General features: G+C 43.6%; 19 protein-coding genes. 12 read left to right on the top strand and 7 right to left on the bottom strand.

Annotated features, from left to right (window positions below):
* Positions 1-15: 15 nt before the first annotated feature.
* Together B5D06_RS04790 and ileS are read right to left on the bottom strand one after the other, a co-directional pair.
* On the bottom strand, positions 16-741 hold the full coding sequence (locus tag B5D06_RS04790; protein ID WP_078736882.1) for a lipoprotein signal peptidase: 726 nt from the start codon (positions 739-741) through the stop codon (positions 16-18).
* 19 nt (positions 742-760) lie between these two features.
* Complete coding sequence (gene ileS / locus B5D06_RS04785) at positions 761-4,174, bottom strand: isoleucine--tRNA ligase (RefSeq protein ID WP_078736881.1); 3,414 nt, start codon at positions 4,172-4,174, stop codon at positions 761-763.
* 706 nt (positions 4,175-4,880) lie between these two features.
* Between ileS and B5D06_RS04775 the strand changes: the two genes are divergently transcribed.
* The 10 genes from B5D06_RS04775 (at position 4,881) to B5D06_RS04730 (ending at position 15,769) form a co-directional block, all read left to right on the top strand.
* A complete protein-coding gene (locus B5D06_RS04775; RefSeq protein ID WP_078736879.1) occupies positions 4,881-6,149 on the top strand; it encodes a hypothetical protein in 1,269 nt (422 codons plus the stop codon).
* Between the two features lie 343 nt (positions 6,150-6,492).
* The gene (locus tag B5D06_RS04770) at positions 6,493-7,308 is read left to right on the top strand and encodes a PstS family phosphate ABC transporter substrate-binding protein (RefSeq protein ID WP_078736878.1); all 816 of its coding nucleotides are present in this window, start codon (positions 6,493-6,495) and stop codon (positions 7,306-7,308) included.
* 27 nt (positions 7,309-7,335) lie between these two features.
* Positions 7,336-8,544 carry a phosphate ABC transporter permease subunit PstC gene (gene pstC, locus B5D06_RS04765; RefSeq protein WP_078736877.1) on the top strand — a complete coding sequence of 403 codons (1,209 nt, stop codon included), beginning with the start codon at positions 7,336-7,338 and terminating at the stop codon, positions 8,542-8,544.
* A gap of 49 nt (positions 8,545-8,593) precedes the next feature.
* Positions 8,594-9,451: a phosphate ABC transporter permease PstA gene (gene pstA, locus B5D06_RS04760; RefSeq protein ID WP_078736876.1), complete on the top strand. Its 858-nt coding sequence runs from the start codon at positions 8,594-8,596 to the stop codon at positions 9,449-9,451.
* Positions 9,452-9,494: 43 nt separating this feature from the next.
* Entirely contained in the window at positions 9,495-10,241 is a 747-nt protein-coding gene (gene pstB, locus B5D06_RS04755) for a phosphate ABC transporter ATP-binding protein PstB (protein ID WP_078736875.1), read from the top strand.
* Between the two features lie 36 nt (positions 10,242-10,277).
* Entirely contained in the window at positions 10,278-10,955 is a 678-nt protein-coding gene (gene phoU / locus B5D06_RS04750; RefSeq protein WP_078736874.1) for a phosphate signaling complex protein PhoU, read from the top strand.
* 217 nt (positions 10,956-11,172) lie between these two features.
* The gene (locus B5D06_RS04745; protein ID WP_078736873.1) at positions 11,173-11,865 is read left to right on the top strand and encodes a response regulator transcription factor; all 693 of its coding nucleotides are present in this window, start codon (positions 11,173-11,175) and stop codon (positions 11,863-11,865) included.
* On the top strand, positions 11,856-13,565 hold the full coding sequence (locus tag B5D06_RS04740) for a sensor histidine kinase (protein WP_078736872.1): 1,710 nt from the start codon (positions 11,856-11,858) through the stop codon (positions 13,563-13,565). Before B5D06_RS04745 ends, B5D06_RS04740 begins: the two co-directional genes overlap by 10 nt.
* Positions 13,566-13,622: 57 nt before the next feature.
* Positions 13,623-14,654, top strand: coding sequence for an o-succinylbenzoate synthase (locus B5D06_RS04735; RefSeq protein ID WP_078736871.1), 1,032 nt, complete (start codon positions 13,623-13,625; stop codon positions 14,652-14,654).
* A gap of 8 nt (positions 14,655-14,662) precedes the next feature.
* Positions 14,663-15,769, top strand: a complete 1,107-nt coding sequence (locus B5D06_RS04730) for an AMP-binding protein (protein ID WP_221416030.1) — start codon at positions 14,663-14,665, stop codon at positions 15,767-15,769.
* A gap of 160 nt (positions 15,770-15,929) precedes the next feature.
* Here the strand turns inward: B5D06_RS04730 and B5D06_RS04725 are convergent, their stop codons facing one another.
* Genes B5D06_RS04725 through lepA form a run of 4 tightly spaced genes read right to left on the bottom strand, consistent with a single transcriptional unit; the run spans position 15,930 to position 21,601 of the window.
* Positions 15,930-16,943 carry a glycosyltransferase family 2 protein gene (locus tag B5D06_RS04725; RefSeq protein ID WP_078736869.1) on the bottom strand — a complete coding sequence of 338 codons (1,014 nt, stop codon included), beginning with the start codon at positions 16,941-16,943 and terminating at the stop codon, positions 15,930-15,932.
* A 15-nt stretch (positions 16,944-16,958) separates the two neighbouring features.
* The gene (gene mtaB, locus B5D06_RS04720; RefSeq protein WP_078736868.1) at positions 16,959-18,290 is read right to left on the bottom strand and encodes a tRNA (N(6)-L-threonylcarbamoyladenosine(37)-C(2))-methylthiotransferase MtaB; all 1,332 of its coding nucleotides are present in this window, start codon (positions 18,288-18,290) and stop codon (positions 16,959-16,961) included.
* Positions 18,291-18,299: 9 nt separating this feature from the next.
* Positions 18,300-19,793, bottom strand: a complete 1,494-nt coding sequence (dnaB, locus tag B5D06_RS04715; protein ID WP_078736867.1) for a replicative DNA helicase — start codon at positions 19,791-19,793, stop codon at positions 18,300-18,302.
* A gap of 20 nt (positions 19,794-19,813) precedes the next feature.
* On the bottom strand, positions 19,814-21,601 hold the full coding sequence (gene lepA / locus B5D06_RS04710) for a translation elongation factor 4 (protein ID WP_078736866.1): 1,788 nt from the start codon (positions 21,599-21,601) through the stop codon (positions 19,814-19,816).
* Positions 21,602-22,163: 562 nt separating this feature from the next.
* Here lepA and B5D06_RS04705 point away from each other — a divergent pair.
* Together B5D06_RS04705 and B5D06_RS04700 are read left to right on the top strand one after the other, a co-directional pair.
* Positions 22,164-22,712 carry a YbaN family protein gene (locus tag B5D06_RS04705; RefSeq protein WP_143742614.1) on the top strand — a complete coding sequence of 183 codons (549 nt, stop codon included), beginning with the start codon at positions 22,164-22,166 and terminating at the stop codon, positions 22,710-22,712.
* Positions 22,709-23,290, top strand: coding sequence for a hypothetical protein (locus B5D06_RS04700; RefSeq protein WP_078736864.1), 582 nt, complete (start codon positions 22,709-22,711; stop codon positions 23,288-23,290). The genes B5D06_RS04705 and B5D06_RS04700 overlap by 4 nt, the downstream gene beginning before the upstream one ends.
* A gap of 120 nt (positions 23,291-23,410) precedes the next feature.
* Here the strand turns inward: B5D06_RS04700 and B5D06_RS04695 are convergent, their stop codons facing one another.
* Positions 23,411-25,093 (bottom strand): leucine-rich repeat domain-containing protein, encoded by a 1,683-nt coding sequence (locus B5D06_RS04695; RefSeq protein WP_078736863.1) that lies wholly within the window; start codon positions 25,091-25,093, stop codon positions 23,411-23,413.
* Between the last annotated feature and the right edge of the window lie 128 nt (positions 25,094-25,221).

Genomic DNA, 25,221 nt, shown 5'->3' with positions numbered 1-25,221 from the left:
GTTACAAGTTATGATTTAGACAGCAGGGTCGTTTTCTTTTTCTTTTTTCCTAAAGACATATTCTATCGCAAAGTTCATAGTGTGTCGATAGAATAGAATGAGAGCTACCACACCTACCGAGATGCAAGAGTCTGCAAAGTTGAAAATGGGGTCGAAGAAAGTAAAATGCTTACCGCCTATCCAAGGGAGCCATTGCGGGAGATAACAATCAATGAGCGGAAAGTAGAACATATCAACGACTTTGCCGTGCAAGAAAGTCCCATATCCACCCTCAGGAGGAAACAGTGTGGCTAATTGCCCCTCACTGGAGGAGAAGATAATCCCATAGAACAGGCTGTCAATTATATTCCCAATACCTCCAGCAGCTATCAATGCCAAGACCAAAAGGAAACCCGTCTTAAATGTTTTCTCCTTGATAAGTCGGTATATCATCCAGCATAGTGCGCCCATAACCACTATTCTAAAGAGACTTAGAAAGAGTTTACTACCTATTTCTATGCCATAAGCCATACCTGGGTTTTCTACAAAGTATATGTAGAACCAGTCAAAAACCTTAATCTGGTCTCCCAATACCATATTTTGCTTAACCCATAGCTTTATTATTTGATCGATAAGGAGTAGGAGGAAAATCCCCCCGAATACAATCAAAGATTGGGTGCGGACACGCCCCTCTCCCTTTTCTCCTCGTTCAGAAGAGGAAAGAGGAGTTTGGGGAGAAGAGGGGTGAAGTATATTTTTCATCGAAAGAAAAAGATAGATTTTACTCGACTACTTTAGAGATACTAACCATAAGATTGAAGTCGTCAAACTCGATAGGTGTAGCATCGCTAACGGCATCGCTGATGATGATGTTCTTGGCCTGTACTTGTCGAGCAATGTACTCTTGGAACGAAGGCAACATGCTGTCAATCTTGGTGCCAGAGAGTACGATTACTTCTATGCGGTCATTCACTTCAAAACCCGACTGCTTACGTAGATTTTGCAGGCGGTTGATTAGTTCGCGTGCCAATCCTTCTTCTTCCAGTTCGGGGGTTATCGTTATGTCCAAAGCTACAGTGCGTGTACCTTCCGAGGCAACGAGCCATCCAGGAATATCTTCGACTATGATATCGACTTCGTTACGCTCTATGCGAACGGCTACTCCCTCTACTACGAGTTCGAGGTAGCCCCTTTCTTCCATGTTTGCAATTTCTTCGAGCGTTAATGCTTCGATAGCTGTCGCCAAGGGCTTCATAATCTTTCCATAGCGAGGCCCTAACTTCTTGAAGTCGGGTTTAATACGCTTGCTCCAAATCGTTTCAGAGGCATCTACGAATGAAATCTCCTTTACGTTCACTTCTGAAAGAATGAGTTCGCGCACCGCTTTAATCTGATTCAACTCTTTCGAAGTAGAGACAGGAATCATAATCTTACCGAGCGGTTGGCGCACTTTAATATTCACTTTGCGTCGTAGGGCTAAGACCATTGAAGAGAGGTCTTGTGCCAATTGCATCCGTTCCTCGAGAGATTTGTCAATCAGCTCGGAACGACTTTGAGGGAAGTGTGTTAAGTGTACCGAATTGCCCTCTCCAATAAGATCTCGGTATAGACGGTCTGCATAGAAGGGTGCAATGGGAGCAATCAGTTGCGCCACGGTAACCAAGCATTCGTGCAGTGTTTGGTAAGCCGACATTTTATCGGCAGTCATTTCTCCAGCCCAGAAACGTTTACGAGAGAGGCGTACATACCAGTTGCTCAAATTGATGGAAACAAAATCATCAATTGCTCTACCCGCCTTGGTAGGTTCATAGTTTTTCAGATGCTCGTCTACTTCTAAAATCAAACTGTGGAGCAGAGAGCGAATCCAACGGTCTATTTCGGGACGCTCTTCGGAGGGCAAGGGTTGCTCTTTTGCCATGAAGCCATCTAAGTTGGCATACAGGGCGAAGAACTGATACGTATTATATAGTGTGCCGAAGAACTTACGGCTTACCTCTTTAATCCCCTCGATGTCGAACTTGATATTATCCCACGGAGAAGCATTGGTAATCATGTACCAACGCAAGGGGTCTGAACCATATTGGTTGATGGTTTCGAAAGGATCTATGGCATTGCCTAAGCGTTTACTCATTTTATTACCATTTTTATCCAATACGAGTCCGTTGGCCAATACATTTTTGAAGGCTACACTTCCCTTTATCATAGTGGCAATGGCGTGTAGGGTAAAGAACCAACCTCTTGTTTGGTCTATACCTTCGGCAATAAAGTCAGCAGGGAAAAGCTCTCCGTTCTCTATTTCCTCTTTGCACTCAAAGGGATAGTGTACTTGAGCAAAAGGCATAGCTCCCGAGTCGAACCATACATCAATAAGATCTTTCTCTCTATATAGTGTCTTTCCCTGTGGAGAAACAAGTTTAATCTCATCGACAAAGGGGCGGTGCAGGTCTATCTTTTTGTAGTTTTCATCGCTGAAGTCCCCAGGTACAAAGCCTTTGAAAGGATTGCTTGCCATTACTCCAGCTTTAACAGACTCCTCGATCGCTTCATATAACTCTGCTATGGAACCTATACAACGCTCCTCGGAGCCATCTTCACTACGCCATATATTGAGAGGAGTACCCCAGAAACGACTACGAGAGAGATTCCAGTCCTGAAGGTTTTCCAACCATTTACCGAAACGTCCCTGTCCAGTAGATTCAGGTTTCCAGTTAATGGTATTGTTTAGGCTAATCATCTGTTCTCGGCAGGCAGTAGTACGTATGAACCAACTGTCTAAGGGATAGTAGAGAATAGGCTTGTCGGTACGCCAGCAGTGAGGATAGTTGTGCGTATGCTTTTCGATGCGGAAAGCTTTGTTTTCCATCTTGAGCATAACACAGAGGTCTACGTCCAAAGTCTCTTTTTCATCCAATGGAGTAGGAGAGTAGGCATTCTTTACGTAGCGTCCAGCATATACATCATACAGGGGCAGATCCACGTTGGTGCGAACGAAGTCGGGGCTAAGATGCTCTACTTTATAGAAGCGACCCTTAAGGTCTACCATAGGGCGTTCCTGTCCCTCTTTGTCGATTACGATGAGGGAGGGGATACCATTTTGACGAGCTACACGGCTATCGTCTGCCCCAAACGTCGGTGCGATATGTACGATACCCGTACCGTCCTCGGTGGTTACGAAGTCTCCAGTGATCACACGGAAAGCTCCCTCTCCTGGATTTACCCAAGGAATAAGTTGTTCGTACTGCATCTCTGCCAGCTCTTCGCCCTTGTAACGGCCTACAACACGCCAAGGGAGTTTTTTTGCATCTTCTGCCACTTGCTCTGGCAAGCTCTCTACCATCATCTTTTCATCAAAGTAAGCGTTGATGCGGGGTGCACCGACGATTACCGTTTGCTTAAAATGGGTGTAGGGATTGAACGTTTCGATAGCAGCATATTCTATACTGGGACCTACGCACAAAGCTGTATTGGAGGGAAGTGTCCATGGAGTAGTAGTCCATGCCAAGAAGTAGGCTTCTCCCCAGTTGCTCCATTCGGGGCGCGGGTTTACAATCTTAAATTGGGCTGTACAGACAGTATCTTTTACATCTCTGTAGCATCCAGGTTGGTTTAGCTCGTGTGAACTTAAACCCGTTCCCGCAGCAGGGGAGTAGGGTTGTATGGTAAATCCTTTGTACAGATATCCCTTTTTATAGAGTTCTGCCAACAGCCACCAAAGGGTTTCGATAAACTTGTTGTCGTAGGTTATGTAGGGGTGTTCCATGTCTACCCAATAACCCATTTTTTTTGTTAGGTTCTCCCATTCGCCCGTGTACTTCATGACTTCACGGCGACAAGCTGCGTTATACTCGGCTACGCTGATAGTCTTGCCGATGGCCTCTTTGGTGATGCCTAAGAGTTTTTCCACCCCAAGTTCTACAGGAAGTCCGTGGGTATCCCACCCAGCACGTCTATCAACTCTGTATCCTTTCATCGTTTTGTAACGACAGAATATATCCTTGAGCGAACGGGCTATAACGTGATGTATGCCAGGCATACCATTAGCAGAGGGAGGTCCCTCGTAGAAAATAAATGCTGGAGCATCTTTACGCTGACGTATAGTCTCGGCGAAGAGGTTTTCCTCTTCCCAAACAGCTAACATTTCCTTGTTTATTCCCGAAAAATTAGGCTGGGTATATTCTCTAAACTTCTTTTTCATTGATACTTCCTATACTTTATTTTGGGTGTAACTCTCTAGAATACCTATTAATATACCGCAAAGATAATGTAAAGCTTATGGGTATTGTATAATTTGGAAGTGTAAATTTTTTATTTTGCACTTCGGTTGCTCTTTTTTCATTTTTGTCTTCTTTCTTGAGAGCTATATTCTTGCTTCTTTTTTCCTCTAAACCCTTAATACTTTTTCCCTCAATAAGGTAGCTCGTACCTTGTTTCCAAAGTGCCACCTATAATCGTCAAAAAGATAGAAAGAAGTTGTCTATAAAAAAGTCAGGATATGAGGAAAAGTTGATTTCCTTGGGAGGTAAACTATATTTTTAATCTGAATATATATATATCCAATCTGAATATACATATATTCAATCTGCATATATGTATATTTGGATTGAGTATAGAGAATTTCTCGTAAGAAAACCATTTTTAGTTTATTACCTAATGATTTTTAGGAGCTTATAAACCTGAATTCTCTTTGGGAGGATTGTGCCTTTTTATGCTTGTACACTTTGGATTTGTTGGGAGGAATCTTGGGAGTATGCTTGTCGAAGCTTAAAACACCCCTTAGACTTGTGGAGGAAGCATCTAACACCAAAAGGTAAAGGTTTAGAAACAAAAACGTAACAATAGAGCTCTATCTTTGCAGCAGAAATAAGTTCACTCTAAATTTGTCATTTGCTAATTTAAAGAATATGAAAAAGAGATTTATCTTATTGTTCACTGCTTCTCTTTTGGGGCTGGCTACTGTTATGCCAAGTAATGCACAAACAACTTCGTCTGCACAGGCGAGAGTAAAGTCAACTTCTAAGCAGGAGGAAAAAACAGTAAAGGATGGAAAATTAAAATTGTCGGGTTATATCCAAGCCTCTTTCCAGCATGGAATGCCCGATGCCTCGTTGAAAGTGGGCAAAGAGAACGAAAACAAGGGACAATCTTTCTCGCGCGTTGGTGTGCGCAGGGGTCGCTTGAAAGCTACTTATGCCGAAAAGTTCCTTTCGGGCGTCTTGCAGATAGATCTTACAGAAAAAGGTCTCTCTCTCAAGGATGCGTATATCAATGCGAAACTTCCCTATATGGGAGCAAGTAGTTTCCGTGCAGGGGTTTTTGACCGCCCATTTGGGCATGAGATCTCTTTCTCGTCAAGCAAACGAGAGTCGCCCGAACGCTCTATTATTACTCAAACTCTTTTCCCCAATGAACGAGATCTCGGAGCAATGCTCACGCTACAACCCTCTAAAGAGAGTGCATGGCATCTGTTGAAATTAGATGCTGGGCTGTTCGCTGGTAACGGTATCAAGCCCGAGATTGACAGTCGTTTAGACTTTATCGGACGCTTATCGGCTGCTCGCAAGTGTGGCGATTGGATGGAGTGGGGTGTAGGTACTTCCCTATATTATGGAGCTGTTTATCAGGGTTCCTCTAAAGTTTACTCTATAAATAATGGAGCATGGTCCTTGGATGATAGAGACGAAAATCTCGGGGCTTATGCTCAACGCGTTTACATGGGAGTAGATATGCAGTTCTCTCTATATACCGATTGGGGAAGAACTCATTTGAGAGGGGAATGGCTGACAGGGAAACAACCAGGCGGACTTGAGTCGTCTAAAAGCCCCAACTCCTCCTCTTTGCCCGACTTCGATACTTATATTAGATCTTTTCAGGGAGGTTACGCACTGCTTGTACAGGATTTAGGACGCTTGCCTCTCTCTGCTCTTGTAAAGTATGACTGGTATGACCCTAATACTCAAGTGGCAGGAGATGCTGTTGGACTCAATAGTACCAATAAGGCCGATATTGCCTATCAGACTTTGGGGGGAGGATTGCTCTACAAGATCACGCCCTCTCTCAAGCTAACGGCTTACTACGAGTTCGTCAATAATGAGGTCTCTTCTTCGCTTAAAGGATATTCCAAAGATCGTAAGGATAACAGATTCTCACTCGTTTTACAGTATCTCTTTTAGAGGCTACTGGCATGCAATACGGTATTGTTAGCGAAAGAATGGATTGGGGGGTGTACAGACGTGCGCTCCCTTTTCTTTTCTCTCAATGCCCCTAAAAGCACGGTTGCTCGTTCCGATAGAGCAGATACTCCCGCTCTGCTCTCACCTTACGAAACTCTTGCGGTTACAGACATCTGTAAAGTTGGCTAAGAGTAGCCTTTTAACAGCCTCTTTTGAAGAGGCTATAATATCTCTTTTCAGTAGACGTAACCATATCGTAACATCACTGCAATAGCTGCGTAATTAGCGAAACGTAGCTTTGCAGTGGTTTTTTATTGCAACTAAACAAAAGAATTAGAACAAAATGAAAAAAACAGTCATTACCGCGCTACTTATGAGTATGGTGGCAGCATCGCTTTATGGACAAAGAGTAAAGGGTTCAGATACGGTAATCCCTCTTTCACAGAAGGAAGCAGAAGGCTACATGAAGGAGAATCCCTCGGCACGTCTAACCATAACAGGGGGAGGTAGCGGTGTAGGTTTCTCTGCTCTTCTTGAGGGAACGACAGATATAGCACAGGCTTCTCGTCGTATCAAGTTTTCTGAACGTCAGAAGATGCAGGAGAAGGGGATAAATCCCAAAGAAGTAGTCATCGCTTACGATGCTTTGGCCGTGGTGGTCAATCCTGCGAATAAAGTGAGTAAGCTCACTCGTGAGCAGCTGGAAGGCATATTCACAGGTAAGATTAAGAACTGGAAAGAGGTAGGAGGCGACGATATGAAAATAATTCCTTACTCCAGAGAGACCTCTTCGGGTACTTATGAATTCTTCAAAGAAGTAGTTATGAAAAACAAAAACTACATGAATGGTATTATGAGTATGTCTGCAACGGGAGTAATCATTCAGTCTGTAACTCAAACCAAAGGAGCTATCGGATACGTAGGTATGGCCTATTTGAATAAGGATGTTAAGGCAGTCTCTGTCTCTTTTGACGGAGGTAAGAAGTTCATTGCTCCCTCGGTAAAGAACGCAAAAAACAGTGCTTATCCGATTGTACGTCCTCTTTACTACTACTACGATGCAAAGATAGAGCGACAGGTAAAACCTTTTGTAGACTATGTGCTCTCTCCCAAAGGACAGGCGATTGTAGATAAGGTAGGCTTTATTAGTATCAAGTAAAAGTAGCAGTACTTTTTGCCTCGTAATATGAAAAGATTACGGAAGATAGCGGAAAGGACTATAGAGTTCATTTTCTCTCTCAGTGGGGCTACAACGAGTGTTATTACCCTGTTAATAACACTCTTCCTTTTTAGCGAAGGGTGGTCTCTATTCAAAGCCCCTGCTGTAGAAGAGGGATATGCTCTATATGTCCATACTCAGAATAGAGTAAGCGCGCTCTCTATTAAGCAAACAAAACAGATCTTCGACGGAGAAGTTACGAATTGGAAAGAGTTGGGAGGCGAGGGGGGAGAGATACAGATCTTCCGTGTCGACGATATATTTGCTTTACATAGTGAGGAAGAATTGGGGTCAAACTACGAACTCCTCCCTCAAAAACTTGCGGAGTATATAGCCAATACGCCCAATGTACTTGCTTTTTTGCCCAAGAAGTATATGCTTGAGGGGGGTAGTCTTTTTTACGAAGTTTCGACGGGCTCTATTCATCCCAAAGACTTTTTCCTTGCTACCGAGTGGATGCCTACGGCTACTCCTGCTCCTCTCTATGGAGCATTGCCCTTGGTATTGGGTACTTTATTGGTGAGCTTCGTTGCGATTCTTTTGGCTCTTCCTTTAGGATTGGGGGTGGCGATATACCTTTCGGAACTGGCCCATGAGCGTACGCGTAAGATACTAAAGCCTGCTATAGAGCTGTTGGCGGGTATTCCCTCCGTGGTCTACGGTTTTTGGGGGTTGGTCGTGTTAGTCCCTTGGATACAACGATTGTTTAATTTGCCCGTCGGAGAGACCGCTTTTACGGGTAGTATCATACTTGCTATTATGGCTCTTCCCACTATTATTAGTGTTGCACAGGATGCTCTCTCCAATACTCCCATATCGGTGCGGGAGGCTAGTTTAGCCTTAGGTGCGACCTCGTGGCAAACAATCTACAAAGTGGTAGTGCCTTATGCCAAATCGGGTCTTTCTGCCGCCGTTGTATTAGGTATCGGAAGAGCAGTAGGGGAGACTATGGCAGTGCTTATGGTTACGGGTAATGCAGCCGTTATGCCGAGCTCGCTTTTTGAGTCGGTACGTACAATCCCTGCGACCATCGTAGCCGAGTTGGGAGAAGTGCCTATGGGAAGTACGCATTATCAAGCCCTTTTCCTCTTGGGTTGTATTCTCTTTGTCTTTACTCTTATTATCAGTGTGAGTGCCGAGTTTATTTCTAAAAGACAGCACAGAACGTCGCTGTAGTTGCAGGAATAGGTGAAATAAAACTTGAGTAGTAACATAAAAAGCAATTATGTTAAAGAAGAAAATAGAAGAAAAAATAGCTTTTACCTTGTTTCGTTTACTCGGTTTCTCTATACTGGGTTTATTGATAGCTCTGTTAGGGTTTATTGTCTACAACGGAGCGGGCGTATTGAGTTGGGAGTTTCTCTCAGAGTTCCCGACAGAAGGGATGACGTCAGGGGGGATTTTTCCCGCAATCGTAGGGACGATTTGTTTGGTTATAGGGAGTATGTTGCTCGCCTTTCCGTTAGGTACAATGTCTGCTATTTATATGGTTGAGTATGCTCATAAGGCAAAGGTGGCAGGCTTTATTCGCATCATGACAAACAACTTAGCCAGTGTGCCCTCTATTGTATTTGGGCTTTTCGGTATGGCTCTTTTTGTAAATACGCTCGGTTTTGGAGACTCTATATTGGCAGGTTCTTGTACACTGGGGATACTCTCTCTCCCTTTGGTTATACGTACAACGGAAGAGGCACTTAAGGCAATCCCCGACAGCTATCGTACGGGGAGTTTGGCACTCGGTGCTACCAAGTTTCAGACCATACGTCGTGTGATACTTCCTGCCGCACTGCCCGATATTATGACGGGGCTTATTCTTGCCATTGGTCGTGTGTCGGGAGAGACGGCTCCTATCCTATTTACGGCGGCAGCTTATTTTTTGCCTCATTTGCCTACAAGTGTTTTTGATCAGGTGATGGCATTGCCCTACCATTTGTATGTTATAGCAACTACAGGGGTAGATTTAGAGGCATCGCGTCCTATAGCCTATGGAACGGCCTTGGTACTTATTATTATCGTTTTATTAATGAACTGCTCGGCGATGTTACTGCGCAACTATCTCGCACGCAAGAGGGGCAATCGCTAAAGCTCGAGGAGTAAATAGCATTTGATATTAGAATAACAGATTTATGATAGAAACGAAAAACGTCAATTTCTATTACGGAGATTTTCATGCCCTGCATGATATCAATCTTAAAATAGAGTGCAATACAGTAACGGCATTTATAGGTCCCTCGGGTTGTGGCAAGTCTACTCTTCTGCGTCTTTTCAATCGTATGAACGATTTGGTCGGAGGTACTCGTTTAACGGGCGAGTGCTTGGTCAATGGAGAGGATATCTATGGGAAAAATATATCGGTGGATGAATTAAGAAAGAAAGTTGGAATGGTCTTCCAGAAGCCTAATCCTTTCCCAAAATCAATTTTTGAGAATGTAGCTTATGGTCTTAGGGTAAACTCCATGGGCGATAAACATTTCATAGCTCAACGTGTGGAAGAATCTCTCAAGGCTGCTGCACTCTGGGAAGAGGTCAAGGATAAACTGAAGAAATCGGCCTTTGCGCTCTCGGGAGGGCAGCAGCAACGACTCTGCATTGCTCGTGCACTTGCTGTTTCCCCTTCGGTGCTCCTTATGGATGAGCCTGCCTCTGCCTTAGACCCCATATCGACCGAAAAGATAGAAGATCTTATCCATCAGCTCAAAGAGCAGTACACTATTGTTATCGTAACGCACAATATGCACCAGGCGGCGAGGGTAAGTGACAAGACGGCCTTCTTTATGTTAGGACGTTTGGTTGAGTATTCCGAAACCAAAAAGATGTTCTTAGCTCCCGAATCGGAGGAGACGCAGAACTATATCACAGGTCGTTTTGGATGAATCGGATTGGACACAAGAAAATAATCATACAATTTTATGAAACATACAGAACAAGAGATGATGCTCATCAAAGAGGATGTTACTCACATGTGGCAGCTTGTTATCTCTCAATTGGATAAGGCAAAGAGTGCTTTTTTCCATAACGATGTGGAGTTGGCGCGTGAGGTTATCAGTAGAGAGAAGCGGGTAGATCTCTATGAGTTGAATATAGAGAGTAGTTGTGAACACTATATTGCCTTGTTTAATCCTGTAGCGATAGATTTAAGATTGATGCTTTCGTTAATGAAAATATGCCGTACTCTTGAGCGTATTGGAGACTTTGCAGCGGGGATTGCTCTTCATATTGTTGATAATGACTGTCGTACTATCCCTGTAGAGTGGTACGAAGAATTACATTTGGAGCAGATGTTTGACTGCTTGCAGGAGATGCTTTCCGATTGCTATTCGGCTTTGGACAGCGAGAGCAGTAAGCTGGCGGGCAAAATACTCCTGAAGGATAAGGATGTAAACGAGATTTATCACAAGGCTCCTCGTGTGTTAAGTGAATTGCTAACACCTGCTCCGCAGCATATTTACTGCGGATTAAAACTTCTTCTTCTTATCCGGAAGTTGGAGCGTATCGGAGACCACTGTAGCAATATTGTAGAGGAAATAGTTTTCTACTTAGATGCCAAGGTGTTGAAGCATAGTGGAACTTCTAAGACTTCATTGTAGAGTTTTTCCTTGATTAGACCTTTTTCTAAAGTGAAGAAAGGGGGATTTTGAGGCCGTTATACGAGCTTTTGGGGCTTGTCCGTTCTGTCTCTCATCCTTTCTCTCGATGCTTAAGGCGTGTTGTGGTCGGTGCAACACGCTCTTTTTGTACATTTGTTTTGTCTTTTCCCTCTCTACAACAAGAGGATTATTTCTATGTATATAATAGATCAAACCGATGAGCCATAAGATACTGATCGTAGATGACGATCAAAGCATTTGTGAAATACTCGATTTTAACCTCCGAAGTGAGGGTTTTGACGTGGTAACAGCCCATTCGTCAGAGGAGGCTTTGGAACTTCTCTCCGACTCTTTTCATCTCATCCTTTTAGATGTTATGATGGGGGGTATGTCGGGATACAAGATGGCAGAGCTACTTCGTAAGGAAGAGAATAATATCCCGATTATATTTCTCACGGCCAAGGATACCGAAAATGATATGCTTACGGGTTTCTCGGTAGGAGGAGATGACTATATCTCAAAACCCTTCTCGATAAAAGAAGTTATTGCTCGTGCACGTTCTATATTGAGACGCTCCGATCCCAAGGGGGAACAAAAGCAGCAAGACTCTTTTATTTTCGAAGACCTTAAGATCGATAAGGAGCGTAAGGAGGTAACTATTGCTCAAGAACCTGTAGCCTTAACAAAAACAGAGATGGAGCTCTTGCTCCTTTTGGTCGAACAGCGAGACCGTATCCTTTCGCGAACTGAGATTATTGATAAAGTATGGGGTGAGACTTCTTATATTACCGAGCGTTCGGTAGATGTACACATAGCCCGTTTGCGTAAGAAGTTGGGGAAGTATGCTCCCGCTATTACCAATCGCTCAGGCTATGGCTATCGTTTTAATATAGCGGTGCTATGCGATTGACCTATCAGCGAAAACTCTTTTTTTCATTCGCTCTCATCTTTGCTGTTTTCGCAAGCTGCATAGTGGTTATAGAGCAGGTGCGCCAGCGTAGCGTTCGCAAAGAGGCTCTTATAGGTCAGTTGAAAACTTATGCTTCCTCTGTAGAACGTATAGTTATCTCCGAACCCTCCGATTGGAAAGAGCAATTAGAGCACTTTATACATTTGTTGCCTCGTCCTATACGGGTCTCTATAATAAAGGAGAGTGGCGAAGTGTTTTTTGACAATGCTATTGATGATATTCTTTTACTTGAGAACCATAGAGAGCGGAAGGAGATAGCTAAGGCGCGCCATGCTGGTGAGGGAGTAGACATACGCACCTCTCTCTCTGATGGAAAAAAGTATATCTATCTGGCACGCAAAAGGGGCAATTCTTACATAAGAATTGCACTGCCCTACGATATGCAAACGAGAGATTGGTTACGAGCCGATAACGTGTTTCTTTTCTGGTTGATAGCTCTCTTCCTTAGTATGCTCTTCGTCTTGGGAAAGAAAGCAGGAGCAATGGGCAAAACCATACAACGTTTGAGAAATTTTGCTCTTTCAGCTCAGGGAGAAATGGCGGAAGTTACCTTTCCCAACGATGAGTTAGGGGAGATCGGAGCACAAATAGCAGCGAATTACAAGCTATTACAAGAGAAAAATAGACAGATAGATTATGAGAGAGAACGCCTCTTACAGCACGTACTTAGCTCCAAGGAGGGGCTTGCTTTTTTCAATGCAGAGCATCAGGTTACTTTCTTTAATGGGCTTTTTTTACAGTACCTCAATACGTTGAGTGATAATACCTATACGGAGCCTTCTCAACTTTTCGATGAGCCTTTCTTTACATCGGCACTTTCTTTTTTACATGAGAAAAAAGGGCACTACTACGAACAACAAATCTGCTATCAAGAGCGATTATTTGCTTTGAGGATTAATCGTTTTGAGGACGAAGGTTTAGAGGTCGTTCTTAATGATATTACTTCCAACGAAAAAACACGCTTGTTGAAGCAGGAGATGACAGCAAACATAGCTCACGAACTGCGCACTCCTGTAACCAGTATACGGGGATATTTGGAAACCATCTTGGAGTACCCATTGGAGGAGAAAGAACGTCTGCACTTCATTCGTCAAGCCTACAACAAGACACTTTCCTTATCAGATTTGATCCGAGACATGGGACTTCTTGCCAAAATGGAAGAGGCTTCGCAGGCTTTTCCTATAACCAAAGTCGAGATGTCGGATATAAAGAAAATGCTGGAGCAAGACTTCTCTTCGACGCTTCAAGCACGTCGGGCAGAGCTGTTGTGGAAGGTGGCGGACGACTTTGTTATAAAGGCTAATACAACACTCTTCTATACTATTTTCCGCAATCTGATGGAGAATGCTTTAAAGTATGCGGGGGAGGGCATTCATATTGTCGTAGAACTTTATAAACAAGACAAAGAGTTTGTCTATTTCTCTTTTTATGATACGGGCGTTGGGATTCCACATGCTAGGCATCTTACTCGCATTTTTGAGCGTTTTTATCGCATCAACGAAGGGCGCACTCGTGAAACAGGAGGCACTGGATTGGGACTTTCTATCGTTAAGAATGCTGTCCTTTTCCACAAAGGAGATATTACTGTTAAGAATAGAACGAACGGAGGCTTGGAGTTTCTTTTCCGCATTAAACAGTAAACCTCTGTTTTTAGAGGTATAAAGATGGCTACAAACTAAGAGTTTGATTATAGAACAATGGCATATTCACTATCGCTACACCCCTATACGCTGATATTCAAAAAGCCTGCTGGTACTTCACGAGGTGTTTATCGTACTCGTAAGGTGTGGTATTTGCATCTTACCTCTTCTTCCTATCCAGGCAGAGTAGGAATTGGAGAGTGTGCGCCTCTACCCGATTTGAGCCATGAGTATTCTTCCTCTTTTGAGCAGGAAATAGATACTTTTGTCCGCTCTTTTCAGGGGAGGGGAGAGATAGATTGGGAGCAACTTCAGAGCAATTCTTCTCTGCTCTTTGCCATGGAAACAGCCTTACTACACTTGCAAAAAGGCGACTATGACTTCTGGGACACACCCTTTGCTCGCTCTGAAAAAGGAATTACCATCAATGGACTTATTTGGATGGGTAGTCGTGCCGATATGTTAGAGCAGATAGAAAGCAAATTAAACCAGGGTGTGAATTGCATCAAGCTAAAGATTGGAGCTATCGATTTCGAGGAGGAACTCTCTCTCTTGCACTACATTCGAGAACGTTTCTCTGCCGAAGAACTCTCTCTAAGAGTCGATGCCAACGGAGCTTTTACCCCCGATAACGTGCAGGAAAGACTTATAGCTTTGTCGAGGTATGATCTGCATTCCATTGAGCAACCTATAGCCCCGAAGCAATTCCATCTTATGCGTCAGCTTGCTCAGCAATCGCCTTTATCCATAGCTTTGGATGAAGAGTTGATAGGTATACACCGACGGAATGAAAAAGTCGAACTGTTGGAAGCAATAGCCCCCCAATATATTGTCCTAAAACCCACACTACACGGAGGAATAAGAGGATGTGCCGAATGGATTGAAGAAGCCAGAAAACGCAATATCGGCTGGTGGATAACCTCGGCTTTGGAGTCGAACATTGGGCTCAATGCCATTGCCCAATGGTGTGCTACATTGGATACCACTATCCCTCAAGGCTTGGGTACGGGACAACTCTTTACGAATAATATCTCTCTGCCCCTGCGAGTGAAGGGTGATACCCTTTGGTATAATCATCGAATGGAATAGAACGAATTATGCAGTTTGCCATAGAGAAGCAATTCGTTGTCATAGAGGATAAGGTTTATTCGCCCTCGACTATCGAGCGGCACTGTCAAGAGTTGCGAGAAACAGATAACGTTGCTTTGCAAGATGTCGCTTTATTTCTACGAGAGTGGTTCTCTTGCTCCCACACTGTTGAGGTACAGACCTCGGGCTCTACTGGCACTCCGAAAAGAATGCAGGTAGCCAAGGAACGAATGATGCAGAGTGCTCGCATGACCTGTATACATCTGCGTTTAAGCCCAAAAGATAAAGCCCTTCTTTGTATGAATATGCAGTATATTGGAGCTAAGATGATGGTTGTTCGAGCTTTACTCTTGGGAATGACGCTCGTAGTACGAACTGCTTCGGGACATCCTCTTGTTGGTGTTGAAGAGGCTATAACGTTTGCTGCGATGGTGCCTCTGCAAGTGCATAATTCTCTCTCAAATAATAGGGAATGCAATCGTTTGAGAGCAATAGACAAACTACTTATAGGGGGAGGATCTCTTGATAGCTCTGTTGAGAGAGCACTCGCCTCTTTTCCAGGAGAGATATATGCGACTTATGGGATGACAGAGACGCTCTCGCATATCGCTCTACGACGCATCAACGGACGTGAGGCATCGCCTTTTTACACTCCGTTGGAGGGCGTTTCCCTTACACTTTCAGAGAATGATACCGTTTGTATAGAGGCTCCTTTTCTTTGTCAAGAACCTGTAAAAACGAACGATATTGTTCGCCTCAATCACGACGGAACTTTTGCGCTTTTAGGGCGTGTTGATAATGTAATCAACAGCGGAGGAATAAAGATTTTTGCCGAAGAGGTAGAGGGAATGCTCTCTCTATATATCGCTACCCCTTTGGCGGTTGCTTCTATTCCCGATAAAGCATTGGGGGAAGCCCTTGTGTTATTGGTCGAAACAGATCTTCCCGAAGCGGAGATTGCAACACTTGTTTCTGAACATTTGCCGCCTTATAAACGTCCGAAGAGGATACTGCGCACCCGATTGCCTTTGACTGCCAATGGAAAAATCGACCGCAAAGCTTTAAGACAAGAAGCTCTTAGACTTTGCTTTTCGCCTGATACCTCTTTTGAATAAGGCGGCGGAAAGTCGTACAATAATGGGACAGAATTTACCCACACACCACTTATCTTAATCTTTTTCTTAGGAACGGCCAAAAGACTTTCTTGGGAGCTTGTCTAAAACGAGCTACGTCTTCTTATTAGACGGAAAGAAATAGAAAACAGCTTGAAAAACTTTAAGAGTAAAGTTGAGTATAGCGTTTCTTCCCAAGAGCGAAATACTGCCAGACAATAGAGAAAGAAGCGAGAGAGGGGGTAGAGGGGAATAAGGGCGAGAGCGTGGCTGGAATGTAGCGTTTTCTCATCTTCCGAAAATCTCGATAGGCTCTAAAGATAGCCTTGCTTTGATTGCTCTTTCCTTGAAGGAGGTATTGTAGGCTGGCTACGAAGTCTAAAAGGATTCTAAAGAATAGTATCTTGCGAAAAGAGCGTCGGGGTAAATTTTTATAGAGCATGAGAAGATTGTTGCGGAAGTTTAGATAAACTTTCTGGGGTGAGCCTTGCTGTAGACTGCTTCCTCCTTGATGGTAGATTGTACTCATGGGGGTGTATAAAATTTCTTTTCCCATGCGTCGTAGTCGCCAAGCAAGGTCTATCTCTTCCATATGTGCAAAGAAGTAGGGGTCTAAACCACCTGCTTCGATATAATCGGAGCGTCGAACAAAGAGGGCTGCTCCACTGGCCCAAAATATAGGAGTGACTGTCTCGTATTGCAGTGTGTCGGGCTCTACCGTGTCGAATATACGTCCTCGGCAGAATGGATACCCCAAGAAATCGAGAAATCCTCCTGCAGCACCTGCATATTCAAAGAGAGTGGGGTTGTCGTAGCTCTTAATCTTGGGTTGTACAGCAGCAACGTTGTCCATCTTGAGTAGAGAGAGGGGCTCTTCTGTCCATCCTTCTGTTACAGCAACGTCATTATTCAAAAGGCAGAGATAGGGGGTATTTATCTCTTGAATCCCCCTATTATACCCCTCGGCAAAACCATAGTTTTTGTCGAGGCGTACCAATCGAACTTGTGGATAATTACGCTCTAAGAAGAGACATGAATCGTCTTCTGAGCCATTGTCTATAACCACCACCTCTGTATCCTCTCCTTCTGAATAGCGTACTACGGAGGGTAGAAATTGCTCCAATAGATGCCGTCCGTTCCAGTTTAGTATCGCAATCGCCAGAGAGGGTTTGTTCATCTTCACAAAGGATAATTATAAAATTTCGGCAAGAGCGTATCCCAACTCCTCTTCCTGTATAGCTCCTACACGTGTCGGTGTGATTTGCCCCGCAAGAGACGCATCGTAGGGGTGTGCTACCCGAATATAGTTGTCGGTAAAGCCCAACATCATACCCTCTACTTCAGAGCGTTCCCAGAGTACGGGTCTGACCTCCCCCTGAAAAGCTTTGTAGAAGTTGGTGAGATGTTGCTGTGAAAGGTCTTGTAACAGTTGATTTCTTTCTTTCTTGACCTGTGGTGCAACGACGTGATTGATCTTCAGGGCATCCGTTCCGCTCCGCTCACTATAACTAAAGACGTGTAGTTGCGAGAAAGGTTGTTGCGACAGAAAATCGAGTGTTTCTTGGAATAATTCATCGGTCTCGCCTCGCATCCCGACGATAACATCTACCCCGATAAAGGCGTTGGGCATACGCTCCTTTATGCGCTGTAATCGGTCGGCAAAGAGAGCAGTTGGGTAGCGGCGGCGCATCAAACGTAGTATCGTGTCTGAACCGCTCTGTAAAGGCAGGTGCCAGTGAGGCATAAAACTGTGGGAAGAGGCCACGAAATCTATCAACTCATCGGAGAGTAGATCGGGTTCCAGAGAACTAATTCTATAACGCTCTATACCTTCTACTTGGTCTAACGCACGTACAAGGTCTACGAAGCGTTCGCCTGTGCTGCGCCCAAAGTCTCCAATATTCACTCCTGTGAGTACGATTTCCTTGCCTCCATCAAGAGCCACACGCTCTGCCGAGGCCACAAGCGATGCAATGCTCCCGTTACGACTTACCCCCCTTGCCTTGGGAATGGTACAATAGGAGCAGGCATAATTGCATCCATCTTGTACCTTCAGGAAGTGACGGGTGCGGTCGTCGCTTGAGCAACCCTCTTCGAAGCGGTGTAAATGCTCGCGGGTTGCAGAGAAAAGGTGCTGACGGGAAAGGTCATTCTCTTCACTAAAGTATTCGGCAATCTTAGACACTACCTCGCTTTTCCGTCCAGCCCCCAGCACCATATCTACGCCAGGTATCTTTACAATCTCTTTCCCTTTTAACTGTGCATAGCAACCTATTACTACCACTACGGCATCGGGATGCTCTCGCACCACTCTGTGAATAAGCGTACGCCCTTTACGGTCGGCTACACTTGTAACCGAGCAGGTGTTGATAATGCATATATCGGCAGGGGCTCCCTCTGGAGCTTTTTCTACCCCCACGCTATTGAGTTCTTGGGCTATGGTAGAGGTTTCGGCAAAATTCAACTTACACCCTAATGTAAAGAAAAGGGCAGTCTTACCTTTGAGGATAGCTCTTAAGTCCATTTTATGTTGTTAGAACGGAGTATTGTCTATAGAGAAAGAGGGGAAGTTGCTACTGTTGAGAGAGCTTTCATAGTTGATAATACCCAAACTCTCAAGGGGGGCAAACTTGGCATACTCTCCACGGAAAGCAAGTTTCACATCGCCCGTAGCACCGTTACGATGTTTGGCTATGATAAAGTAGGCAACTCCTTTGGTGGAACTATTGTCTTCGGGGTCTGTATATATGTGATACACTTCTGGTCTGTGAATAAAACAAACCATATCGGCATCTTGTTCTATCGCTCCAGACTCACGGAGGTCAGAGAGCTGTGGGCGTTTACTATTGGCATCTCCCTGACGTGTTTCTACAGCTCGGTTCAGCTGTGAAAGGGCTATAATCGGGATGTTAAGTTCTTTGGCCAAGATCTTAAGCGAACGAGAGATGGTACTTACCTCCTGCTCTCGATTGCCCAAACCCATACCGCTGGCACTCATAAGCTGCAAGTAGTCTACTATTATTATACGTACACCATGCTCTTTGACCAGACGACGAGCTTTGCTGCGGAACTCAAAGATAGATAGCCCCGAGGTATCGTCGATGAACAAAGGCTTCTCCTCTATTTGAGAAATCTTGGCATTGAGTTGTGCCCACTCATGCTCTTCCAGACGTCCGCTTTTCAACTTATTGCCCTCTATCTCGCAAACATTACTCATAATTCTCTTTATGATTTGGAGATTACTCATTTCCAAGTTGAAAACAGCTGTGGGGATACCTTGGTCTATGGCGATATGTTTGGCCATAGAGAGGACAAAGGCGGTCTTCCCCATTGCAGGACGTGCGGCGATAATAATGAGATCGGAGTTTTGCCAACCCGAGGTGATTTTGTCAATACCCGGAAATCCTGTGGCGATACCACTGATACCGTCTGCTTTGTTTGCCGCTTCCATTATCTCATCGATGGCAAGAGCTGTAAGACTATCGGCACGACTAAAGTCTTTTTGCATATTGCGACGAGAGAGTTCGAAGAGTTTAGCCTCGGCTTCCTGCATCTGTACGTCTACCTCGAGAGAGTCTTCGTAGGCTTGGGTTACTACCTCAGAAGCATAGGATATAAGATTGCGGCTTAATGCTTTATTGGCTACGATATGGGCATGGTAGTCGAGGTTGGCAGCTCCCCCGATGTTCATGGTAAGTTCTGCGATGTAGGCAGCACCACCTACTGATTCCAGATTTTCTGTTCTTCGTAGCTCCTCGGTTACCGTAAGCATATCTATCGGCTTTTGTTGCTGCTCGAGAGAGCGGATAGCTTCATAGATAAGCTCGTGTGCATGAACGTAGAAAGACTCGGGAGAGAGTGTAGAGGCAATAGAACTGTAAGCATCTTTCTCGCTCATAACCGCCCCCAAGACCGCACGCTCCATCTCGATAGCCTGTGGAGGGATGCGCCCTTCTAAAGAAGATTGTATAGAGGCAGATGCCCCTTTTTTCTTCTTATCCTTGGGAGATAATTTTTTCTCTGTCATGGAATTAGATAGGCAAGGGGTTAGTCCAACTTAAGCACTGCCAAGAAAGCCTTTTGCGGTACCTCTACAGTTCCGATTTGTTTCATGCGTTTTTTACCCTCTTTCTGCTTTTCCAAAAGCTTTCTTTTACGAGATATATCCCCTCCGTAACACTTGGCTGTAACATCTTTGCGCACCGCTTTTATAGTTTCGCGGGCTATGATTTTGGCACCGATGGCGGCTTGTATAGCGATGTCGAACTGCTGGCGGGGAATCAATTCTTTGAGTTTCTCGCACATGCGGCGTCCGAAAGTAACACTATTGTCTACGTGGGTAAGGGTAGAGAGCGCATCTACTGGCTCACCGTTGAGAAGAATATCGAGCTTGATGAGTTTAGAGGGTCTAAAGTCGCTGATATGATAGTCAAAAGAGGCATATCCACGAGAGATACTCTTCAACTTGTCGTAAAAGTCGATAACGATTTCTCCCAAGGGCATATCGAAAATAACTTCTACGCGGTTCCCTGTAATGAATTCTTGTTTGATGAGGATACCTCTCTTGTCCATACAGAGCGATATAATCGGCCCTATATAGGCGGCTTGTGTTATTATAGTAGCTCGTATGTAGGGCTCTTCGATATGGTCGATAGAGGCAATGTCAGGAAGTCCCGATGGGTTGTGTACTTCTAACATTTTCCCCTTTTTGTCATACACGTTGTAAGAAACGTTGGGAACAGTGGTAATAACGTTCATTCCAAACTCTCTATCCAGACGGTCTTGTATGATTTCCATATGCAAAAGCCCCAGAAAGCCACATCGGAAGCCGAAGCCCAAAGCCGCAGAACTCTCGGGGGTGAAAGTGAGAGAGGCGTCATTTAATTGCAGTTTTTCGAGCGAAGAGCGAAGATTTTCAAAGTCTTCGGTCTCGATAGGATAAACACCCGCAAAGACCATTGGTTTAACCTCTTCAAATCCCTCAATGGCCTCTTTTGCAGGTCGTTCGATGTGCGTTATAGTATCACCGACTCTTACCTCACTACTTGTTTTGATACCCGATATAATGTATCCTACGTCTCCCGTCTTTACTTCCGAGCGAGGAGCCATATCCAGCTTGAGTACCCCTACCTCATCGGCTTCGTACTCCATATTGGTGGCGATAAATTTAACCTTATCTCCCGTCTTGATACTTCCGTTTACAACCTTATAATAGGCTATAATACCGCGGAATTGGTTGAAGACGGAGTCAAAAACAAGACACTGTAATGGAGCATCGGGGTCCCCTTTCGGAGCAGGCACACGCTCTACGATAGCTTTGAGTATGTTGGCTACCCCCTCGCCAGTCTTTCCGCTTGCTCGGATGATATGCTCGGCATCTTCTCCCAAAAGGTCTACGATTTGGTCTTCCACCTCTTCGGGATTGGCACTTGGCAGGTCAATCTTATTGATAACGGGGATTATCGTAAGGTCATTCTCAATAGCCATGTAAAGGTTAGATATGGTCTGTGCTTGGATTCCTTGTGAGGCATCTACTACGAGAAGAGCTCCCTCGCAGGCAGCAATAGAACGAGAGACTTCGTAGCTGAAGTCCACGTGTCCTGGAGTGTCTATCAGGTTGAGGATATAGGTTTCTCCGCCCTGTTTATACTCCATCTGTATAGCATGGCTTTTGATTGTTATACCTCTCTCACGCTCCAAGTCCATATTGTCAAGTACTTGTGCCTGTAAATCTTTGCCCGAGACTGTGTCGGTAATCTCCAAAAGGCGATCGGCAAGGGTACTTTTTCCGTGGTCAATGTGAGCTATAATACAGAAGTTACGGATATTTTTCATTGAGAATGAGCTATAACTTAAATAAATAATACTCTACAAAGTTACTCAAAAAATGGCTTGAATATAATCTCCCTTGATAGGTTGTATCTAAAAAAGAAATCTCTCTGGACTATGGGTGTAAAAAAGAGAAACCTCTTAGAGCCAGATAAGAGCTCTCTCAAGAGGATGTGTGTGGAAACACTCTTGTCTTATTATTGTTATTTAATGCCTGCTTATTGGGGTTCTGTTTTCTAACTTTCTTCTAAGAGCTCGTAAGCATTTTGGGGGACAATCTTTTATTCTCTGCGGAGGGAAAAAACGATAGCTAACGAATAAAAACAACATTCTTTTTGTGTAAATCTCTATTTGTAGATTGCATATATAAAAACGTAGATTGCGTATATATAAACGTAATCTAAATATATATATACGCAATCTGCAAATAGAGATTTGTTTGAGTGCAAAAGGATTTATAGAAAGGAGAAAACTACTTTTATCTTCGGTCTATGAAGTTTTTACAGCAATTCTCTTGTGTTTGAAGGGCTATGTTTTTTCGTTGGAAGCTTTTGCGAAATGCAATGTTATGAGACACTCTCGTAGAGTTGTGCTTACTTACGATGTTATACGCCCTTTTTATTGTACATTTGCATCGGATATTGTCAATCAAAACGACGTGGTAACAGGCTCAAAGTACTCCCTTCGCAGAATCTTTTTTCTCGTGGCTGGTTGCCTGGCTCTCCTATTGGGTATATTGGGGGCATTTCTTCCAGTTTTGCCGACTACTCCCTTTATGTTGCTTGCTGCGTATTGTTTCGCTCGCTCTTCTCGCACGGCATACCGATGGCTTCTCTCGCACCCTTTATTTGGGTTTAAGATCTATTCCTACTGGGTAAGTCACGCAATTCCTAAGGGTATTAAGTGGAAGATTTTTCTATTTCTTTGGGTTTCTCTCTTTATTTCCTCCCTTTTTATTGCCTCTTGGTGGGTACGTATGCTCCTTTTTGCTATAGGTTCGGGAGTTACAATACATATTGCCTGCCTAAGAAGTATACAACGAGAGGAGTTGGAGGGCTATAAAGAGCAATATGATGCTTATAAAAAGAGATTGAAACAAAGCGAAGAGCATAAATGAGAGGAATAAGGCTATTGCAACAAACGTTTAGAAGATGCTTTTGTCGTGGTGGACATGGTGTGCATTCTCCCTTTGCATTTACCCTCTTAACTCGTGTTGTAGAGGAGAGAGCGTGCTATACTGCTTATGAGAATATTCTGGATACCCCCTCATGGGTTGCCTCTCGCAAGAAAACAATCAAAGAGCGAGAGGCACTCTTGCTCTACCGCATCATGGCACACTATCCTATTGTGGATATTCTTTATAAGGGAGAGGAGCCTCTGTTTCAAAGGTTATTGGGTTTATTGGAGCCTGTAACGGAAAACACTCTGAGGGAACATGCCTATGGTCCCTATTCAGAGCAAGAGTTGTTCCATTTGGTCATCGTCGATAAAGTTACAGACCTCTTTTCCGAGAGAGTCCTTTCCGAAGAGCCGACGATACTCTATGTGTCAATGGCGAGGGATAATTGGGCGAAGCAGTGTTCTAAGCGTTTTTATGCGAATATGTCGCACGGAATAGAGGTAGATCTGCTCTATGGCAAACTCTTTGTCTTAACTCCCAATCTTTTTAAGAACAGGTATAAGAGTTTGCTTTGAATACCTTTTCTTATTTCTACCTTTTGCCGTGAAACAAAAAAGGCAGGTAACGATGTTTGCTACCTGCCTTTCTCTATAATCGGAGTGGTGTTTATCTAACGTACCATGTGCGATTATTGATTATTGAACGATTATTTTCTTAGCTTTGTTTCCAGCCTGTACGATGTAAGAGCCTTGAGCAAGTGGAAGGAGAGTCGCACCCTCTACAATTGCACGAGTCGCAACTTCGCCAGCAACAGTGTATACAGTAGTCTCTACAGCAATATCAGAGTAGATATAAGCACCTTTGCTGGTAGCTCCTATTACGATGTTGTCAAGGATAGGTTGGAGGGTAGATTGTGGGCACCCTGTACCATCGCCTTGTGCATCTACCACCCAGTGCTTATCGGTAGCCGCTTTTGTATTGCATGTAGCAGTACCAGGGTTGTTGGCTATGAAGAGCTTTTTCAAGTTAGGTTGTTCTTCTACAAAAGTGTCGTTAAGAGCTTTAACTACGAAGTCAATAGCACACGCATCCAACTTGCATCCGTTCAACTCAATCCAGTTAGCTTTTTTGAGCTCAGGGGCAACTTTTATTTCGGAAAGACTTGGGGTACCTTTCATTTCTAAGCGTACGAGATCAGGAGAGTTAGATAAATCAAGAGATTTAAGAGGATTATTTCTTGCCCTGAATGTGAGGAGTTTGAGGTGGTCTTTTGTATTGATACTCTCTATTTTATTGTTCTCACAGAAAAGTTCAGTGAGATTCTTGTTCTTGCTAATATCCAAGCTTTTAAGCTCCTCATCATAACATTCTATTCTTAGGAGATCTTCAGAGGCAGGGAGTTTTAACTCCTTCATCCTATTTTCGTAGGTAACTACGTACTGTAGTTTTGTACAAGGAGTCAAGTCTACTTTTTCCATTCCTCCCTCTTGTTTGGGACAGTGGAAGCGGATAAGCTCTGTTAAGCCAGTGAGATCTACTTCTTGAATTCTATTTTCGCCTATTTGTAACTTAGTCAACTTAGTGTTTTTTGATACATCGATAGAAGTCAATTGATTGTCCTCTATGATTAATTCTTTAAGAGAGGTACATTTATCTATTTTGAGGTCTTCAATTTGATTAGAATCTACATCTAATAGTTCCAAAAGAGGGTTGTTGCTAAAATCCAAACTTTTTATTGCATTAAAAGCTGCATTTACAGTTTTAATCTTAGGGCAATTGGAAAAATCTAAAACTTCGATTTGATTCTCCTCACACTCTAAATCTTCTAATGCGGGGCACTGTGTTATGTCTAAGACAGAGAGGTCTTCGTTTCCATTACACTTAAGTTCTGCTAAGCTTGAACAACCTGTTATATCTATTTCAGAAGTTGCACATTCTCTTACATACAAAAGATCAAGATTTTTACACTCTCTAAAAGAAACTTTTGAGATGGGCGTTAGGTATAAACTCACCCTTTGAATAGAGTTGTTGTTATCTGCGTTTAGCTCCGATATTTGAGAGTCCTGAGCCTCTATAGCCATTTTTGTTATGTCTCCGTGTAGGATAATAGTATTGTCCTTTACGGTGCGGAGTTGTAATAGTTGTCCTTCTTCGACACCTTTAGGAACTTCTATTGGTGTTTGTACTCCATCAGATTCGACCCAAATTGTAATATCCTTATCTGGCAAACCTGTAAAGTCGATGTAAAACTCAGAGCCTGGTTGTACTGTTAAGGTGATTTTAGGTGCATCTACAGGGGGAGTAGAAAGAGATTTCTTAGCCCAAACATTTGTTAGAGCAATAATTAAAATCGAGAGAAAAAGTAAAATTCTTTTCATAAGTTATTTTATTTGTGTCATTTGTTTTTGTATGAGTGTTTTACTTCTCATTTTTACGACACAAATCTACTTCGATTTTTTTAATTCTCATCTACTTTTTTATGAGACTAATTAGAAGTTGTTATGAT

Source organism: Porphyromonas circumdentaria (assembly GCF_900167105.1).
Classification (GTDB): Bacteria; Bacteroidota; Bacteroidia; order Bacteroidales; family Porphyromonadaceae; genus Porphyromonas; species Porphyromonas circumdentaria.
This window is presented reverse-complemented; position numbering and strand designations above follow the sequence as displayed.

Coding starts and splice junctions, on each gene's coding strand:
- mtaB (WP_078736868.1), bottom strand. CDS start 18,290: ATGGACTTAAGAGCTATCCTCAAAGGTAAGACTGCCCTTTTCTTTACA.
- B5D06_RS04725 (WP_078736869.1), bottom strand. CDS start 16,943: ATGAACAAACCCTCTCTGGCGATTGCGATACTAAACTGGAACGGACGG.
- B5D06_RS04705 (WP_143742614.1), top strand. CDS start 22,164: ATGAGACACTCTCGTAGAGTTGTGCTTACTTACGATGTTATACGCCCT.
- B5D06_RS04770 (WP_078736878.1), top strand. CDS start 6,493: ATGAAAAAAACAGTCATTACCGCGCTACTTATGAGTATGGTGGCAGCA.
- B5D06_RS04730 (WP_221416030.1), top strand. CDS start 14,663: ATGCAGTTTGCCATAGAGAAGCAATTCGTTGTCATAGAGGATAAGGTT.
- B5D06_RS04740 (WP_078736872.1), top strand. CDS start 11,856: ATGCGATTGACCTATCAGCGAAAACTCTTTTTTTCATTCGCTCTCATC.
- phoU (WP_078736874.1), top strand. CDS start 10,278: ATGAAACATACAGAACAAGAGATGATGCTCATCAAAGAGGATGTTACT.
- lepA (WP_078736866.1), bottom strand. CDS start 21,601: ATGAAAAATATCCGTAACTTCTGTATTATAGCTCACATTGACCACGGA.
- B5D06_RS04745 (WP_078736873.1), top strand. CDS start 11,173: ATGAGCCATAAGATACTGATCGTAGATGACGATCAAAGCATTTGTGAA.
- B5D06_RS04695 (WP_078736863.1), bottom strand. CDS start 25,093: ATGAAAAGAATTTTACTTTTTCTCTCGATTTTAATTATTGCTCTAACA.
- B5D06_RS04700 (WP_078736864.1), top strand. CDS start 22,709: ATGAGAGGAATAAGGCTATTGCAACAAACGTTTAGAAGATGCTTTTGT.
- B5D06_RS04790 (WP_078736882.1), bottom strand. CDS start 741: ATGAAAAATATACTTCACCCCTCTTCTCCCCAAACTCCTCTTTCCTCT.
- ileS (WP_078736881.1), bottom strand. CDS start 4,174: ATGAAAAAGAAGTTTAGAGAATATACCCAGCCTAATTTTTCGGGAATA.
- B5D06_RS04735 (WP_078736871.1), top strand. CDS start 13,623: ATGGCATATTCACTATCGCTACACCCCTATACGCTGATATTCAAAAAG.
- pstA (WP_078736876.1), top strand. CDS start 8,594: ATGTTAAAGAAGAAAATAGAAGAAAAAATAGCTTTTACCTTGTTTCGT.
- pstC (WP_078736877.1), top strand. CDS start 7,336: ATGAAAAGATTACGGAAGATAGCGGAAAGGACTATAGAGTTCATTTTC.
- dnaB (WP_078736867.1), bottom strand. CDS start 19,793: ATGACAGAGAAAAAATTATCTCCCAAGGATAAGAAGAAAAAAGGGGCA.
- pstB (WP_078736875.1), top strand. CDS start 9,495: ATGATAGAAACGAAAAACGTCAATTTCTATTACGGAGATTTTCATGCC.
- B5D06_RS04775 (WP_078736879.1), top strand. CDS start 4,881: ATGAAAAAGAGATTTATCTTATTGTTCACTGCTTCTCTTTTGGGGCTG.